This is a genomic window from Marinomonas alcarazii (assembly GCF_003208215.1).
Taxonomy (GTDB): Bacteria; Pseudomonadota; Gammaproteobacteria; order Pseudomonadales; family Marinomonadaceae; genus Marinomonas; species Marinomonas alcarazii.
Map to the genome: position 1 here is coordinate 358,505 of NZ_QKLW01000002.1, position 15,895 is coordinate 374,399.

The following is a 15,895-nucleotide window of genomic DNA, read 5'->3' on the forward strand; positions in this document are numbered from 1 at the left end:
TTTTTAGTTACCAATAAAATAAAGACCCACCATTTGGTGGGTCTTTATTCGGGTGTTAGCCGCCGAAATCATCAAGTAAGATGTTTTCTTTTTCTACACCTAGATCTTCTAGCATCTTAATAACAGATGCGTTCATCATTGGAGGCCCACACATGTAGAACTCACAATCTTCTGGGGCTGGGTGATCTTTCAAGTAGTTCTCATAAAGAACGTTATGAATGAAGCCAGTTTTACCTTCCCAGTTGTCCTCTGGTTGAGGATCAGAAAGCGCCAAATGCCACTGGAAGTTCTCGTTTTCTTCTTGAAGCTTATCATATTCTTCAGAATAGAAAGCCTCACGTAGACTACGAGCACCGTACCAGAAACTAATCTTACGCTTAGAGTTTAGACGCTTAAGCTGGTCAAAGATGTGTGAACGCATTGGTGCCATACCTGCACCACCACCAACAAACACCATTTCAGCATCCGTATCTTTCGCAAAGAACTCACCAAATGGGCCGTATACTTTAATCTTATCGCCAGGCTTAAGACTGAACACATAAGAAGACATCTGACCTGGTGGCAAATCATCCTTACCTGGAGGCGGAGAAGCAATACGAATATTAAACTTCACAATACCCTTTTCTTCTGGGTAGTTAGCCATTGAGTAAGCACGGATAACGGTTTCATCAACCTTAGAAACAAACTTCCAAAGGTTAAATTTATCCCAGTCACCACGGTATTCTTCTTCAATATCAAAATCTTTATAGTGAACCGTGTGTGGTGGCGCTTCTAGCTGAACATAACCACCGGCACGGAAATCAACGTTCTCACCTTCAGGCAATTTCAACGTCAACTCTTTGATAAAGGTTGCTAGGTTAGGGTTTGACTCTACAGTACATTCCCAAGCCTTAACACCAAATACCTCTTCAGGTACTTCAACGTCCATATCCTGTTTCACAGAAACCTGACAAGACAAACGGTAACCTTCTTTTTCATCGCGTCGAGTAAAGTGAGACTGCTCAGTAGATAGCATAGAGCCACCACCACTAGTCACTTTACATTTACACTGGGCACAAGTACCGCCACCACCACAAGCTGATGATAGAAAAATACCACTGTTTGCTAAAGTTTGAAGTAACTTACCACCAGCTGGTGCAGTCACTTCCTTTTCGCCATTGATGCGGATTGTTACGTCACCAGAACTTACCAAGCGCGCACGAGCAGCAAGAATAATTGCCACTAGCGCAAGCACGATAGCTGTGAACATCACCACACCTAGAATAATTTCTAAGTTGAACATGTTAGTTAAACCTTATTCTTGGTTGTCTAAATGAGCAGCCAATTAAAGCTGAACACCAGAAAATGACATAAAACCTAAACTCATCAAACCGACAGTAATAAACGTGATACCAAGACCACGAAGACCTGCAGGAACATCTGAATATTTAAGTTTCTCCCGAATACCAGCAAGCGCAGCAATCGCCAACGCCCAACCAACACCAGCACCTACACCGTAAACAAGACTTTCACTAAAGTTATAGTCACGTTCAACCATAAATAAAGAGGCACCCATGATGGCACAGTTCACGGTAATAAGAGGCAAGAATACACCCAAGGCGTTGTACAACGCAGGCATATACTTATCCAATGTCATTTCCAATATCTGAACGACAGCGGCGATAACACCAATGTAGCTCAACAAACCTAGGAAACTAAGATCAACACCTGGTAAACCAGCCCACTCTAGAGCGCCGTCAACCAACAGGTTTTGATATAGCAGATTGTTAAGCGGAACTGTAATTGCCAAAACAACCACAACCGCAATACCTAAACCTATCGCTGTTTCTACTTTTTTAGACAACGCTAAGAAAGTACACATACCAAGGAAGAAGGCCAAAGCCATGTTTTCAACAAAAACAGCCTTAACAAACAGACTTATTAAATGTTCCATTTATAGCGCCTCCTGAGAACGAGAATTCGCTGCAATCTTGAATTCAGGTTCTTCAATCTGTTCTTTCTTGTAAGAACGCAGAGCCCAAATAACCAAGCCAATAACAAAGAATGCACTAGGTGGAAGCAGCATCAAACCATTAGGTTGGTACCAGCCGCCATTCTGAACAGTAGCGAAGATCTCGACACCAAATAGCTTACCAGCACCAAGCAATTCACGGAAAAAGGCAACAACAATCAACATTGCGCTGTAACCCAAACCGTTACCAATACCATCTACAAAGCTCATTATTGGGCCATTTTTCATGGCAAACGCTTCTGCGCGTCCCATTACGATACAGTTCGTAATGATAAGACCTACGAATACAGAAAGCTGTTTACTGATTTCGTAAGCAAATGCCTTCAAAACCTGATCCACCACAATTACCAAAGAGGCAATAATGATCATCTGCACAATGATACGAATGCTGTTTGGGATATGGCTACGAATAATCGCAATAAAAAAGCTTGAGAAAGCCGTTACCAAGGTTAAGGCGATTGCCATAACCAAACTAACTTTCATGCTACTTGTTACAGCCAATGCAGAACAAATACCCAAGATCTGCAAAGCAATCGGGTTATTAGCAAGAATTGGCCCAAAGAGGACTTTTTTCACATCAGACATTATTGAACTCCTTCGCTACGTAGTTGCGATAAGAACGGTCCAAACCCTTCCTGACCCAACCAGTATTGAACAAGATGAGTAACACCACGACTTGTTAGTGTAGCACCAGACAAACCATCCACTTTATGCTCAGCATCAGGATCAGAACTATCTACCCCACCTTTTACAAGATGAATGACAGGCTCACCTTCACCGTTGTAGATCTCTTTACCTTTCCACAACGCTTTCCAGTTCGGGTTATCAACCTCACCACCCAATCCAGGTGTTTCAGCTTGGTCATAAAAACCAAAACCAATCACTGTATTGAAGTCACTCTTCAAAGCCATAAAGCCATACATAGTTGACCATAAGCCGTAACCATGTACAGGCAGAATGATACGGTCAATATTATCGCCCGATTTTACAAGATACACCGCAGAGAAATTTGAACGGCGTTTAATACCTGCCGGATCATTGCCTCGTAGCGAAATCGATAGACTAGGATCTTTCGCGGCTGCTTTTTGATCAAAAGTAGACGGTTTGATACCTGCACTATCAAGTTCAGCCTGAGTAGCAAAGTCGCCCGTTTGCAAATTAACAATACGAGTTTCAACCGATTCAAAAACCTCATCAACTGATTTGCCAGGTTCAAGCATGCCAGCTGCAGATAAAATATTACGCTTACGGTCTAAGTCTTTGTTGGTGTTCTGGATAGGCTTTAAACCTACCGCTGCGGCTGCAACAAAAATAGAACAAACCAAACACAAAGATAACGCAACTATAATGGTCTTTTTAATACTATCGTTACTGCTAGCCATTGCGTGCAATCCTCCGTTTAATGTTTGCTTGAACAACAAAGTGGTCAATAAATGGTGCAAACAAATTCGCAAACAGAATCGCCAACATCATACCTTCTGGGTATGCAGGGTTAACAACACGAATTAGAACAACCATTAGGCCAATCAAGGCACCGTAGAACCACTTACCACGATTTGTCATAGATGCTGACACTGGATCTGTCGCCATGTACATCATACCGAAAGCAAAGCCACCTAAAACTAGATGCCAGTACCACGGAGTAGAGAACATTGGATTTGAGTCAGAACCAATCACATTAAACAACGCAGAGGTTAAAATCATACCCAGCATAACACCAGCAACAATACGCCACGCAGCGATTCTCATCACCAACAACGCACCACCACCGATTAAGATAGCAAGAGTAGAAGTTTCACCCATTGAGCCTTGAATAAAGCCAAAGAAAGCATCAGACCAAGCAACCGTCAAACCAGGCACGCCACTAGCAGCAAGCTGACTTAGTGCTGTTGCACCAGAGAAGCCATCAACTGCAGTCCAAACCGCATCACCAGACATAGACGCTGGGTAAGCGAAGAATAGGAAAGCACGACCCGCTAACGCTGGGTTAAGGAAGTTTTTACCTGTTCCACCAAACACTTCTTTTGCAAGCACAACACCAAAAGTGATACCTAGAGCCACTTGCCATAAAGGCACAGTCGCAGGCAAAGAAAGGGAGAAAAGGATAGAGGTTACAAAGAAACCTTCATTCACTTCATGCTTACGCACAGAAGCAAACAAAACTTCCCAGAAGCCACCAACAACAAATGTAACAAGATAAACAGGCAAAAAGTACATTGCCCCGTAAATCATATTGTCCCAAATGCTTGAGGCATCATAATTAGTAAGACCACCAATAATGGAATGGCGCCAAGAATCCGCCGCTGTAACGCCCATTGCGTCCATCGCCGTATTTGCTTGGAAACCAATATTGTACATACCAAAAAACATTGCAGGGAATGTACACATCCACACCAAGATCATAATACGCTTCATATCAACCGCATCACGAACATGGGAGCCATTCTTAGTAACAGAACTTGGACGATAGAAAATAGTATCTACTGCTTCGAACAGCGCATACCATTTTTCATATTTACCACCTGAATGAAACTCAGGTTCCATTTTATCGAGTACTTTTCTAAGCCCCATGAATTAACCCTCTTTCTCTATTAGAGTTAGGCAATCACGAAGAATCGGGCCATATTCGAACTTACCTGAGCAACTGTAAGTACACAAAGCCAAATCTTCTTCATCTAACTCAAGCGCACCAAGCTTTTGAGCTTGCTCCGTATCATTCACAACCAACGAACGTAATAGTTGAGTTGCCAAAATATCAAGCGGCATAACACGCTCAAAATTACCTAGCGGCAACATAGTACGATCACTACCATTGGTAGTTGTTGTCATATTGAATGATTTCTTACCAGTCAGCTTTGACAAAAACACATTCATAATCGAGTGTTTTTCTACACCGGCACGAAGATAGTGCATCATTTGACGCTCGCGACCTTCAAGCAAAACAGACACTTGATTGTGGTAGCGACCCAAGAAAGCAAAAGGGCCAGCCGCATTACGACCAGAAAAAACAGAGCCAGAGATCACTCGGTTTTCACCATCTGCTAATTCACCCGCCAACAAACCATCTAAGCTTGCACCAACTTGAGTGCGAAGCAAACGAGGCTTTTTAACTTGAGGACCAGCGATAGAAACAACACGCTCAACACTTAGTTCACCTGAGACAAACAGCTTGCCGATAGCAACAACATCTTGGTAGTTAATAGACCAAACTGTTTTCTTATCGCTTACTGGGTCAAGAAAATGAATATGCGTACCAGCAAGACCCGCAGGGTGAACACCGGCAAATTCTTCAACGGTCACTTCAGACGTTGTTGGAATTTTAGTTCCTGGCGCCTTACAAACAAACACCTTACCTTCAGTCAAACGCGCTAATACAGTAAGACCGTCTGCGAATTCTTCTGCTCGATCTGCCAGCACAACCTCTGGTGAGGCTGCCAATGGATTCGTATCCATCGCAGTAACAAAAATAGAATGCGGTGCTGAATCGATTTCAGGTACTTTCGAGAATGGACGCGTACGGAATGCTGTCCATAATCCAGATTCCACTAGATTATCAACAACCTTACTGCGTTCAAGAGACTTTAATTCTGAACCGGAATACGATGCGAAGACTTCAGACTCATTACCTTCGACACTAATTACGACAGATTGTAAAACACGTTTCTGACCACGATTGATCTCAGTTACCGTTCCAGAAGCAGGAGCCGTATACTTTACGCCTTCTGTTTTCTTATCCGTAAAGATAACCTGACCTTTCTTAACCTTATCCCCTTCCTTAACTAACATGGTAGGTTTCATGCCATGGTAGTCAGGACCGATCACAGCAACTGTTTTAGCAGCAGCAGCCGTCTCAATCACTTGATTGGGAGCACCAGAGATCGGAAGATCTAGGCCTTTTGTAATTTTATACATATGTTCTGCCCAACAATAAATTGAACACCAAAAGCGCAATGCGAATAGCTTATGCTCCCCTCCGGGAAAGCATGCACAAGCAAACAATTACTTTAAGATAATTGTAAAACGCAAACTCACTTCACCAAAAAACCGACGTATTATAATGATCATTCCCGCCATTGACCAGCTCATGACGTCGTCTTTAAGCATCAACTTTTATTTAAAAGCACAACTTTATCCTTATTCACTGAGTTGCGACCTTAAAAAATCCTTTTTTTTGTTGTTTTATTACTAGATGAAAGGATGCCACCGTCACTTCAACATCCCTCTCTGTAAAAAATCAGATAAACCGATCTAAAAAATGCTTCTCACCGTACTTTAAGCGAGTTGCCATACAAGATCGAAAACGACACAATACCGCCTAACTATTTAGTAGGCCCGAACATGGAAGAAAAGCTATGATAAAACCAGAAGCTCAAATTCATATTAAGAACTTACGCTTACGAACTTACATTGGATTCAATGAATCTGAAAAACAGAACAAGCAAGACGTCGTAATCAACGCTTGGATTCAATACCCAGCGTCTCAAGCCTACGATACAGATAACGTTGAAAATGCAGTAAATTACCGAACCATTTGTAAGCAAATGATAGCTCATACAGAGAACAACCGCTTTCTTTTGCTTGAAAAACTCACCGCGGATCTATTAGCACTGTGCATGGAATCAAGCCATGTCACCTTCGCAAAAGTTGAAGTCGCAAAACCACACGCTTTGCGTTTTGCCGATTCCGTCTCCTTAACACTGTCCGCAACGAAAGAACAATAAGCCCAACATGCCAGAAACCGTATCAATCACCTCGAAACCAGGCTTTAGAAACACCATACATGGATTAGACGGCAGCCGCAAAGCGCTACAGCTGCTAGCAATCGCTTCTCAATATAAGCAGCCCATTCTCTTTATGGCCAATACCGTTGCCGAATTAAATGAGCTCGAAGATGAAATACAGTTTCTTAATAACCAGAATAAAGACATATTAAGATTCAGTGACTGGGAAACCTTACCGTATGATGCCTTCTCCCCCCATCAAGACATCATTTCCCAGCGACTTGAAACATTAGCCAGACTGACAGAAAGCAAGAACCCAATCATTCTCACCACGATTGCTTCTTGCTTAACTCGTCTTTGCCCTAAACAACACATTGACGCACAGCGCTTTCATTTAGCAGAGGGCCAAGAACTTCCGCTCGAGCAGCTTTCTCGAAAGCTCACCAACGCTGGTTATCTAAATGTAGAAAATGTCCACGAACACGGGGAATACGCTATTCGTGGTGCGCTGATGGATGTGTATCCAATGGGGGCGGAAAACCCCATTCGAATAGATTGGTTTGATAACGAAATCGACTCCATTCGATGGTTTGACCCGGAAACTCAGCGCAGCATCAGCAAAATTGCAGAAATCAAAATGCTTCCAGCAAAAGAGTTCCCAACCACACCTCAGGGGATTCAACAATTTCGCCAAGCATTTAGAGAGCGCTTTGAGACAAATCCGCTTTCTAGTCCTATCTACCAAGACATCTCCAGCGGCATTATTCCTGCGGGCATAGAATACTATTTACCGCTATTTTTTGAGCAAACAGCCAGCGTCTTTGACTATTTGCCAGATAATACCTTTTTAGTGAGATCGGACACTTTCAATGAGCAGCTAGCCAGCATCCAGCTCGATTTCCGCAGCCGTCATGAATCGCTAAATTACAACATCGAACGCCCTATTTTAAAGCCTGAAGAAATCTGCTTAAAAGAAGAAGAGTTTTTTTCTCAACTTAATCAATACACCAACGTCATCTTTTCTGCTGCAGGCGAACACCCAACCTATAAAGCCGTCGAAAATGTAAAAATCGACTCAAAAGCACCACAACCACTAGGCTTACTACAACAATTCCTTGCCAACACATCGGCTCGGGTGCTTATTGTTGCCGAATCAGCAGGTCGTCGTGAAGCCCTGCTTGATCTACTAAAAAAGCACAGCATCAAACCGAAATACGTCGAAAACTGGAATGCTTTCACGAAATCGACAAAATCCTTAGCGATCACAGAAGGCAACATTGGTCGCGGCTTCAGTATCAGTGATGAGTTAATACTGATTCCAGAAAGCGAGATTTTAGGTGAGCGCGTATCCCAGCATCGTCGCCGCAACAAACAGAACAACATCAGTGAAGACGCGATTATTCGTAACCTCACCGAATTAAGGCTGAACGCGCCTGTCGTACATATAGACCATGGTGTTGGCCGTTACTTAGGGCTAACCAACCTACAAATTGACGGGCAAGAAACGGAACTATTAACGCTTGGCTACGCCAATGACGCAAAACTTTATGTGCCCGTGTCATCTTTGCAGCTTATTTCTCGTTACACAGGAGCAGACGAAGACACAGCCCCACTGCATAAGCTAGGCACAGACAAATGGAGCGTCGCCAAACAAAAAGCCGCTGAAAAAGCTCGCGATACCGCTGCTGAACTATTGGAAATATACGCTCAACGCGAGGCTCGTGTGGGCTACGCTTTCGCTAAACCCGACGACCAATATGAGCTGTTCGCTGCAGGCTTTCCATTTGAAGAAACACCAGACCAGCAGATGGCCATCGACGCCGTAATGAAAGACATGTTATCCAAAAAACCAATGGATCGACTGGTTTGTGGTGATGTAGGCTTTGGTAAAACAGAAGTGGCTATGCGAGCGGCCTTCTTAGCCGTTCAAGATGGCAAGCAAGTCGCCGTGCTTGTACCAACCACCCTATTGGCACAACAACACTACGAAAATTTCTGTGACCGCTTCGCCGATTGGCCTGTGGAAGTTGAGTTATTGTCTCGCTTCCGTTCAGGCAAACAGTCCAACTCAGCCATCGATCGTTTAGAATCAGGTAAAGCTGACATTGTGGTGGGCACTCACAAGCTTATTCAAAGTGATATCAAGTTTGCTAATCTAGGGCTTGTGATCATTGACGAAGAACACCGCTTTGGCGTCAAACAAAAAGAACAATTTAAGGCGTTACGAGCAGAGGTCGACATATTAACCCTGACGGCCACACCGATTCCTCGGACGCTTAATATGTCTTTATCTGGCATCCGTGATTTATCCATTATTGCCACGCCACCAGCTAAGCGTCTTTCCGTTAAAACTTTCGTGAAGCAAAAAGATGAGCACCAAATTAAAGAGGCCATATTGCGAGAACTGCACCGTGGCGGACAAGTGTATTATCTACATAATGAAGTACAAACCATTCAAAAAGCAGCTGAAGAGCTAGCAGAACTTATTCCGGAAGCCCGCGTCATTGTTGGTCATGGTCAGATGCGTGAACGAGAGCTAGAGCAAGTCATGTCAGACTTCTACCACAAACGCGCTAACATTCTTGTTTGCTCAACCATTATAGAAACGGGCATCGACATTCCAAACGCCAACACCATTATTATAGAGCGTGCCGATAAATTTGGTCTTGCCCAGCTGCATCAGCTACGTGGTCGAGTGGGACGATCTCACCACCAAGCTTACGCCTATTTGCTAACACCAAATGACCGCAAAGTCACAGGCGATGCGGAGAAACGCTTGGAGGCCATCACTCTAGCCGATACATTGGGGGCAGGCTTTACCCTCGCTACACACGATTTGGAAATACGTGGAACAGGCGAATTACTAGGAGACGGACAAAGCGGACATATCGAGCATGTTGGTTTCTCATTGTTTATGGACATGCTCGACCGTGCTGTGAAGTCTTTAAAGAATGGAGAATCGCCAGATGTTGATATTTCCTCTCCAGCTCAAACAGATGTCAACTTAAGGGTGCCAGCACTAATTCCTGAAGATTACTTAGGCGATGTGCACTCACGACTGATATTGTATAAACGCATCGCCAGTGCAAAAAGCGCTGAAGAACTCAAAGATCTTCAAGTGGAAATGATAGACCGCTTTGGCTTGCTACCGGACGAAACGAAAAACCTATTCAGGCAAACCGACTTGAAACTCAAAGCAGAAACGTTGGGCATTAATAAAATTGAAGCCAACGCGAAAGAAGGTAAAATCTTCTTCAGCAGCAAAACACCAGTCGACCCTATGAAGCTGATTAAGCTCATTCAGACCAAGCCTGATATTTACAAATTAGTAGGATCAGATACATTAAAGTTTCTGGCCCCAATGAATAGTGCGGAAGAGCGCTTTCAACAAACCACCATGACATTGGAATTATTACATTGAAATCTTTAATTGCGATAGCGTTATCACTTACGCTAATGAATACTCAAGTGTTTGCCGATGATGGAGATATAGATCCAGACACGGCTAGAGCCTATCAAGGCTACTTGGTGACTTTCTTGTGGCCAGAGGGCCAATCAACTGAGCAGGTCGACTATAAAAATGTGCTATCTACCGACCAACTAGTTAGGCTAACAGATGAAGAAGCAGCTGCACCAATTAGTGTTAGCCAAGAGCTAGGAAAAGCCCCTTTCGGCAACATCGAAGACAAAATTGGAAGCCATACAAAAATTTTAGTTAATAAAACATGGACGTTGATCTTCAAGCACCCAGGCGACACTATTTATAAAAGCTTCCATAGCCAGCAAGCAAAAGACAACTACCCCGAACTAACGGGCAGTATCTCTATTAAATTAGGGCGATACCTAGAGTCTGACATCCACTATCAGCATTACCTTTTTGATAGCTTCACACTTCCGGACTCTGACCAATTCGGCCTCAATAACGAATCAGAGAACGCGAGTTTCTTCACTGAAACAAGCCGTGAAAACAGTGCAGCCAAGCCAGAGTTCAAAGAGTTCGAGCCAGCGCTAGTCCTAAAGTTAAATGAAAGCAATAAAACAGCCAGTAAAAAAGTTAATTATTTGGACCATCCAATCATTGGCACTCTTCTTTATTTTGAGCCCATCGAACTAGAAGATGCCATTGAAAAGATAGCGCTTCAAACCATCAGCCCAGAAACTGGGGCGAGTCTTAACTACAACGACCTTAAAAGCACTAACGAGTTGGCTAAACGCACAATTTCAACTCAAGAATAGCCTCATAAAAAAGGCCGCATTCATAGAATGCGGCCTTTTTAAATGCATTAACCAAGACAAGTACGTCGAAATTAATAACCTCGCGATTGCGTTAAACGGCTAAACCAAGAAACCGCTTTTTGCTCAACCACAGAAAAGAAAGACAAACCTAAACGTTCCGCCATTCCCTTTGGTTGTTTATAGACAACGCGCACTACCTCTGTATCGTGATAATGAGACACCAAGTACGCATCACTCGTCATCACCACATCAACCAATTTATTTTCCAACGCCTCTGAGCCATACCAAGTATCGCCCGTTGCAATGTCTTCAATATCCAACTGTGGACGCTGACCAGATACAAAACGCTTAAATAAGCCATGAGTGTCTTCTAGGTCTTGCTTGAATTTTTCACGACCTTCCTCGGTGTTTTCACCTAACATGGTCAAAGTGCGCTTGTAACGACCTGCCGTATGAAGCTCAACATCAATCAAACTTTTATCCAACAATCGATGAACATTCGGAATTTGTGCCACTACACCAATAGAGCCCAAAATAGCAAAAGGAGCGGCGATGATTTTATCGGCCACACACGCCATCATATAGCCGCCGCTTGCTGCTACTTTATCAACACAAACAGTCAATGGAATTCCAGCTTCACGAATACGCTGCAATTGAGACGCCGCCAAACCATAACCATGAACGACCCCACCACCACTCTCAAGACGAACAACCACTTCATCTTTCGGCTTAGCAACACTGAGTACCGCTGTAATTTCTTCTCGCAAAGACTCCACTGCGGACGCTTTTATATCACCATCAAAGTCCAACACATATAAGCGCTTTTTATCTGCCTTCTCAGTCTCAGCAGGCTCTTTCTTCTGTGCTTTTTTCTCTAGTTTGTCTTTTTTCTTTTTTTCTTTCTCTAAGTTTTTAAGCGCCTTTTTATCTAACAACTGACGATCGAGCTCAACCTTCATTTCGTCATAGTGCTCATTTAACTTAGTAACAGACAAACTCCCTGGTTGAGACTTGCGTTTCCCACCTGCCATCATGGCCAACAAAAAACCAATAACCAAAGCCACACTAAGCAGTTTCAACAAAAAACCAGCGTAATCCGCAAAAAATTCCAACATTCACTTCCTCTAAATATTCATAAGTTCTTGGCATATTGGGGGTATTTTTATAAATAACAATCTCTTTCAATGATATAACGCTATAGATACTGTGTTGTATTTACCTTATTATCTGCACACTTTGAACAATCTTCCTAGTTATACCAAGAATAAGAAAGCTAACAAGATTCTTTTGATTGCCCCAGAAAAGTAAAAAAATCCTGTTAGTTTTTTTGCACATTTAAGTGCCTTTCTATAAAGGAGCAACAAATGACACCTTCGTTATCCCAATCGTTTGGAAGAAACTTCCTCGGTGCCTCGCCGCTTTGGTATAAGCAAATAATCTTAGCATTTTTGATTATCAACCCAATTGTTTTGGTCGTATTAGGGCCATTCGTTGCTGGTTGGCTTCTCATTATTGAGTTCATTTTCACACTCGCCATGGCGCTAAAATGCTACCCATTACAGCCTGGCGGACTACTTGCCATCGAAGCTGTCGTGCTTGGCCTTACTACACCAGAAGGCGTGTACTCAGAGGTTTCCCATAACATTGAAGTGATCCTACTTTTGATGTTCATGGTGGCAGGCATTTATTTCATGAAAGATATGCTGTTGTTTATCTTCAATAAACTGCTCGTAAAAGTAAAATCTAAGATCGTCATTTCGTTGATATTTAGCTTTTCTGCGGCCCTACTCTCCGCCTTTTTAGATGCATTAACCGTGACGGCTGTTCTTATTAGTGTTGGCGTCGGTTTTTATTCGGTCTATCACAAGGCCGCTTCTGGCCAAAGTTCTAATAAAAATCACGACCACGGAAAAGACGATTCAATCCTGCCTGTTAACGCCGAAGATCTAAATGAATTCCGCTCTTTTTTACGTGATTTATTAATGCATGGAGCCGTTGGTACAGCACTTGGCGGTGTGGCTACTTTGGTAGGCGAACCGCAAAACTTACTTATTGCTAAAGTAGCTGGCTGGAACTTCGGTGAATTTTTCCTGAATGTAGCACCTGTCTCAATGCCAGTTCTACTCTGTGGTTTATTAACCGTAATCGTATTAGAAAAAACAGCTTGGTTTGACTACGGCGCTCAGCTGCCAGACACAGTTCGAGACATTCTGAATAACTTTGAAAAAGAAGAAAGCCAAAAACACACGAACAAGATCAAAGCACAACTTATAGTCCAAGGCATTGTTGCCATTCTCTTAATGTTATCATTGGCATTCCATGTCGCTGAAGTTGGCTTGGTTGGCTTGATGGTTATTGTTTTATTGACGTCATTTAATGGCATCATTGAAGAGCATCGTATTGGCCACGCGTTTGAAGAGTCTCTGCCTTTCACTGCGCTGCTAGTGGTTTTTTTCACCGTGGTATCGGTGATTCATGCACAACATTTATTCCAACCTGTGATTGATGTCGTGTTGAATATGCCAACAAACCAGCAGCCACTAATGCTTTTTATTGCCAACGGATTATTATCAGCCATCAGTGATAACGTCTTTGTCGCCACTGTTTATATTAACGAAATTAAAGCAGCATTGGATGCTGGTAACATTACTCGTGAGCACTTTGATACGTTAGCTGTAGCCGTCAACACCGGCACCAATCTTCCAAGTGTAGCGACACCAAACGGTCAAGCTGCGTTCCTATTCCTATTAACGTCCGCTATCGCACCATTGCTTCGCTTATCTTATGGAAAGATGGTGTGGATGGCGCTGCCTTACACAATCGTTTTGAGTGTTGTCGGCGGACTCTGTGTGACCTACTTATTGTGAGACTCTCTCCCAACACTCAAGCACTTAGCACACCAATGTAAGCTAAGTACTTTTAACGCATAAAAAAGCCCTCTTTCGAAGAGGGCTTTTTTTTGGGTTACACCAAAACATAATCAAGTAAGCTTAACCACACTCACTTATCTGCTAGTGCTTAATCCGCCATAAAGACTGACCTGACTTTTTATCAATTAGATCCAAACGTTCTTCATGAGCCTTTAGCTCATCCGCGTTTGCTCTAATGACTTTCAGTGCGGGACGATCCGCAGAGAAACGACGAATCGATTCGACTTCCCCTTCTTCTTTCGAATCAGAGTCGGAATGATTCGCCAAACCTAAACTGGTTTGGCCGCCCGTCATCAACAAATAGACATCAGCAAGAATTTCGGAGTCAAGAAGGGCTCCGTGTAATTCACGATGAGAGTTGTCTATGCCATAACGTTTACAGAGAATATCAAGATTGTTCTTTTGGCCTGGGTGTTTTTTACGGGCATAAACTAAGCTGTCAAAAACACTGCATACTTCTTCAGTTTTAGGAAAGCCACCGATGCGAGCAAATTCAGCATCCATGAAGCCAATATCAAACGGGGCATTATGGATTATTAGCTCCGCACCTTTAATAAAATCAAAGAACTCTTGGGCAACTTCATGAAAACGTGGCTTGTCTGCTAGAAATTCATTACTAATACCATGAACTCTAAACGCCTCTTCTTCTACTTCTCGATCCGGATTGATATAAACATGAAAGTGACGATTCGTTAGCTTTCGACCAATCATTTCAACGCAACCAATCTCGATAATACGATGGCCTTGTCGTGGATCTATACCTGTTGTTTCTGTATCAAGAACAACCTGTCTCATGATGCCGCCCTTAACTCTTCAATCCCCTGATTTGCCAACTGATCGGCAATTTCATTGCCTTCAATACCCGCATGCCCTTTTACCCATTTCCATGTAACCTCATGGTACTGGCATTGTTCATCAAGAACTTGCCACAAATCTTTATTTTTAACCGGTTGCTTGGAGGCCGTCATCCAGCCTTTACGCTTCCAGCCAGCTAACCATTCTGTAATGCCTTTTTGCACATAAGAAGAATCCGTATAAAGTGTTACTGAACACACTTCCTTTAAGGCGCGAAGACCTTCTATAGCGCCCATCAGCTCCATACGATTATTGGTTGTGTCATGTTCACCACCACATAAGCGCTTTTCATGCTCTCCAAAGGTTAACCATGCACCCCAACCACCAATACCTGGGTTTCCTTTACAGGCACCGTCTGTATACATCACAACTTTTTTCACTACTTCATCTCTTTTGCTGTTGGTTTTGTTAAAGGAGGCACCCGAACTCGAGCGCCAGACCAACGAGGTTTTAATGGAATAAAACGCCTAACTTGCTTGGTTGCAGTCATTACATAGACTCCACTAAAAGGTAATTTTAACGGCCTTAATAGCTTATCAATCCAAGCAAAACGGCCCCGCCACTTGCTACTTTGTAGGGGCGGTTCATAATAAATAAAACGGGTCGATTCTAAGGTTAAACCTGCTACTTTCAACCAGTCCTCTAAACGTCTATGACGAATAAATTGCCCACACCAAGGCGCCTTAACTTTCTTACTAAAGAGCCGACGAATCCCCCATAACCCCCAAGGATTAAAACCAATAATGATGAGCTTTCCGCTGGGCAACAAGGTTCTTGCAGCTTCTCGCAAGTCGTCATGGGGTGTGGCAGAAATATCCAACAAGTGATGAAATATATGCACATCAACACCATCAGACTCAAGGGGCAATTCGCTTGCCCTTGCCACCACTGTATTATTAGGCGCTCCGAATTCTAGCGCAGGGGCAATCATAATACTTTCGCGCAGCCGGTGGTTTTTCAATGGCAAATTTTTAAGAGGCGACTGAGTCACTAGATAGTAACCCACAGCGGAATCTAGCTCGGAGTCAAGCTGACTCTTCTCCAGCTCTAATAAGCTTTCACCTAAATTGCTTTTGTACCATTTCTGAAAAAATTGTCTTGATTGATCATCCAACATACAATGAATTCTCTATTTATAACGG

At 43.1% G+C, this 15,895-nt stretch carries 14 protein-coding genes; 4 read left to right on the forward strand and 10 right to left on the reverse strand.

Features of this window, described 5'->3' with window-relative positions; all coding sequences use genetic code 11:
• Positions 1-55: 55 nt before the first annotated feature.
• From nqrF to DFP75_RS06625, 6 genes are read right to left on the reverse strand one after another with little or no spacing between them, the layout of a single operon-like run.
• Positions 56-1,282: an NADH:ubiquinone reductase (Na(+)-transporting) subunit F gene (gene nqrF / locus DFP75_RS06600; protein ID WP_110573501.1), complete on the reverse strand. Its 1,227-nt coding sequence runs from the start codon at positions 1,280-1,282 to the stop codon at positions 56-58.
• Positions 1,283-1,324: 42 nt separating this feature from the next.
• Positions 1,325-1,933, reverse strand: a complete 609-nt coding sequence (gene nqrE, locus DFP75_RS06605) for an NADH:ubiquinone reductase (Na(+)-transporting) subunit E (protein WP_110573502.1) — start codon at positions 1,931-1,933, stop codon at positions 1,325-1,327.
• Positions 1,934-2,596, reverse strand: coding sequence for an NADH:ubiquinone reductase (Na(+)-transporting) subunit D (locus DFP75_RS06610; protein ID WP_110573504.1), 663 nt, complete (start codon positions 2,594-2,596; stop codon positions 1,934-1,936).
• Positions 2,596-3,393, reverse strand: coding sequence for a Na(+)-translocating NADH-quinone reductase subunit C (locus DFP75_RS06615; protein ID WP_110573507.1), 798 nt, complete (start codon positions 3,391-3,393; stop codon positions 2,596-2,598). Before DFP75_RS06615 ends, DFP75_RS06610 begins: the two co-directional genes overlap by 1 nt.
• Positions 3,386-4,582: an NADH:ubiquinone reductase (Na(+)-transporting) subunit B gene (locus DFP75_RS06620; RefSeq protein ID WP_110573509.1), complete on the reverse strand. Its 1,197-nt coding sequence runs from the start codon at positions 4,580-4,582 to the stop codon at positions 3,386-3,388. The genes DFP75_RS06615 and DFP75_RS06620 overlap by 8 nt, the downstream gene beginning before the upstream one ends.
• Before the next feature lie 3 nt (positions 4,583-4,585).
• Positions 4,586-5,923: a Na(+)-translocating NADH-quinone reductase subunit A gene (locus DFP75_RS06625; protein WP_110573511.1), complete on the reverse strand. Its 1,338-nt coding sequence runs from the start codon at positions 5,921-5,923 to the stop codon at positions 4,586-4,588.
• A gap of 440 nt (positions 5,924-6,363) precedes the next feature.
• Here DFP75_RS06625 and folX point away from each other — a divergent pair, with 440 nt between their 5' ends.
• Genes folX through DFP75_RS06640 form a run of 3 tightly spaced genes read left to right on the forward strand, consistent with a single transcriptional unit; the run spans position 6,364 to position 10,968 of the window.
• Positions 6,364-6,732, forward strand: a complete 369-nt coding sequence (gene folX / locus DFP75_RS06630; RefSeq protein WP_110573514.1) for a dihydroneopterin triphosphate 2'-epimerase — start codon at positions 6,364-6,366, stop codon at positions 6,730-6,732.
• 7 nt (positions 6,733-6,739) lie between these two features.
• Complete coding sequence (mfd, locus tag DFP75_RS06635; RefSeq protein WP_110573516.1) at positions 6,740-10,153, forward strand: transcription-repair coupling factor; 3,414 nt, start codon at positions 6,740-6,742, stop codon at positions 10,151-10,153.
• Complete coding sequence (locus DFP75_RS06640; protein WP_110573518.1) at positions 10,150-10,968, forward strand: CsiV family protein; 819 nt, start codon at positions 10,150-10,152, stop codon at positions 10,966-10,968. Before mfd ends, DFP75_RS06640 begins: the two co-directional genes overlap by 4 nt.
• Before the next feature lie 71 nt (positions 10,969-11,039).
• On the opposite strand, the gene sohB is transcribed toward DFP75_RS06640, so the two are convergent.
• Positions 11,040-12,083 (reverse strand): protease SohB, encoded by a 1,044-nt coding sequence (gene sohB, locus DFP75_RS06645; RefSeq protein WP_342767497.1) that lies wholly within the window; start codon positions 12,081-12,083, stop codon positions 11,040-11,042.
• 249 nt (positions 12,084-12,332) lie between these two features.
• On the opposite strand from sohB, the gene nhaB reads away from it, so the two are divergent.
• Positions 12,333-13,835: a sodium/proton antiporter NhaB gene (gene nhaB, locus DFP75_RS06650; RefSeq protein ID WP_110573520.1), complete on the forward strand. Its 1,503-nt coding sequence runs from the start codon at positions 12,333-12,335 to the stop codon at positions 13,833-13,835.
• 144 nt (positions 13,836-13,979) lie between these two features.
• On the opposite strand, the gene dnaQ is transcribed toward nhaB, so the two are convergent.
• Genes dnaQ through DFP75_RS06665 form a run of 3 tightly spaced genes read right to left on the reverse strand, consistent with a single transcriptional unit; the run spans position 13,980 to position 15,870 of the window.
• The gene (dnaQ, locus tag DFP75_RS06655) at positions 13,980-14,693 is read right to left on the reverse strand and encodes a DNA polymerase III subunit epsilon (RefSeq protein ID WP_110573522.1); all 714 of its coding nucleotides are present in this window, start codon (positions 14,691-14,693) and stop codon (positions 13,980-13,982) included.
• Complete coding sequence (gene rnhA / locus DFP75_RS06660) at positions 14,690-15,133, reverse strand: ribonuclease HI (RefSeq protein WP_245926995.1); 444 nt, start codon at positions 15,131-15,133, stop codon at positions 14,690-14,692. The genes dnaQ and rnhA overlap by 4 nt, the downstream gene beginning before the upstream one ends.
• Complete coding sequence (locus DFP75_RS06665) at positions 15,133-15,870, reverse strand: class I SAM-dependent methyltransferase (protein WP_110573524.1); 738 nt, start codon at positions 15,868-15,870, stop codon at positions 15,133-15,135. The genes rnhA and DFP75_RS06665 overlap by 1 nt, the downstream gene beginning before the upstream one ends.
• Between the last annotated feature and the right edge of the window lie 25 nt (positions 15,871-15,895).

What these genes read in the sequence shown, in the direction of transcription:
- nqrF (WP_110573501.1), bottom strand. Translation starts at nt 1,282, where the DNA reads ATGTTCAACTTAGAAATTATTCTAGGTGTGGTGATGTTCACAGCTATC.
- nqrE (WP_110573502.1), bottom strand. Translation starts at nt 1,933, where the DNA reads ATGGAACATTTAATAAGTCTGTTTGTTAAGGCTGTTTTTGTTGAAAAC.
- DFP75_RS06610 (WP_110573504.1), bottom strand. Translation starts at nt 2,596, where the DNA reads ATGTCTGATGTGAAAAAAGTCCTCTTTGGGCCAATTCTTGCTAATAAC.
- DFP75_RS06615 (WP_110573507.1), bottom strand. Translation starts at nt 3,393, where the DNA reads ATGGCTAGCAGTAACGATAGTATTAAAAAGACCATTATAGTTGCGTTA.
- DFP75_RS06620 (WP_110573509.1), bottom strand. Translation starts at nt 4,582, where the DNA reads ATGGGGCTTAGAAAAGTACTCGATAAAATGGAACCTGAGTTTCATTCA.
- DFP75_RS06625 (WP_110573511.1), bottom strand. Translation starts at nt 5,923, where the DNA reads ATGTATAAAATTACAAAAGGCCTAGATCTTCCGATCTCTGGTGCTCCC.
- folX (WP_110573514.1), top strand. Translation starts at nt 6,364, where the DNA reads ATGATAAAACCAGAAGCTCAAATTCATATTAAGAACTTACGCTTACGA.
- mfd (WP_110573516.1), top strand. Translation starts at nt 6,740, where the DNA reads ATGCCAGAAACCGTATCAATCACCTCGAAACCAGGCTTTAGAAACACC.
- sohB (WP_342767497.1), bottom strand. Translation starts at nt 12,083, where the DNA reads ATGTTGGAATTTTTTGCGGATTACGCTGGTTTTTTGTTGAAACTGCTT.
- nhaB (WP_110573520.1), top strand. Translation starts at nt 12,333, where the DNA reads ATGACACCTTCGTTATCCCAATCGTTTGGAAGAAACTTCCTCGGTGCC.
- dnaQ (WP_110573522.1), bottom strand. Translation starts at nt 14,693, where the DNA reads ATGAGACAGGTTGTTCTTGATACAGAAACAACAGGTATAGATCCACGA.
- DFP75_RS06665 (WP_110573524.1), bottom strand. Translation starts at nt 15,870, where the DNA reads ATGTTGGATGATCAATCAAGACAATTTTTTCAGAAATGGTACAAAAGC.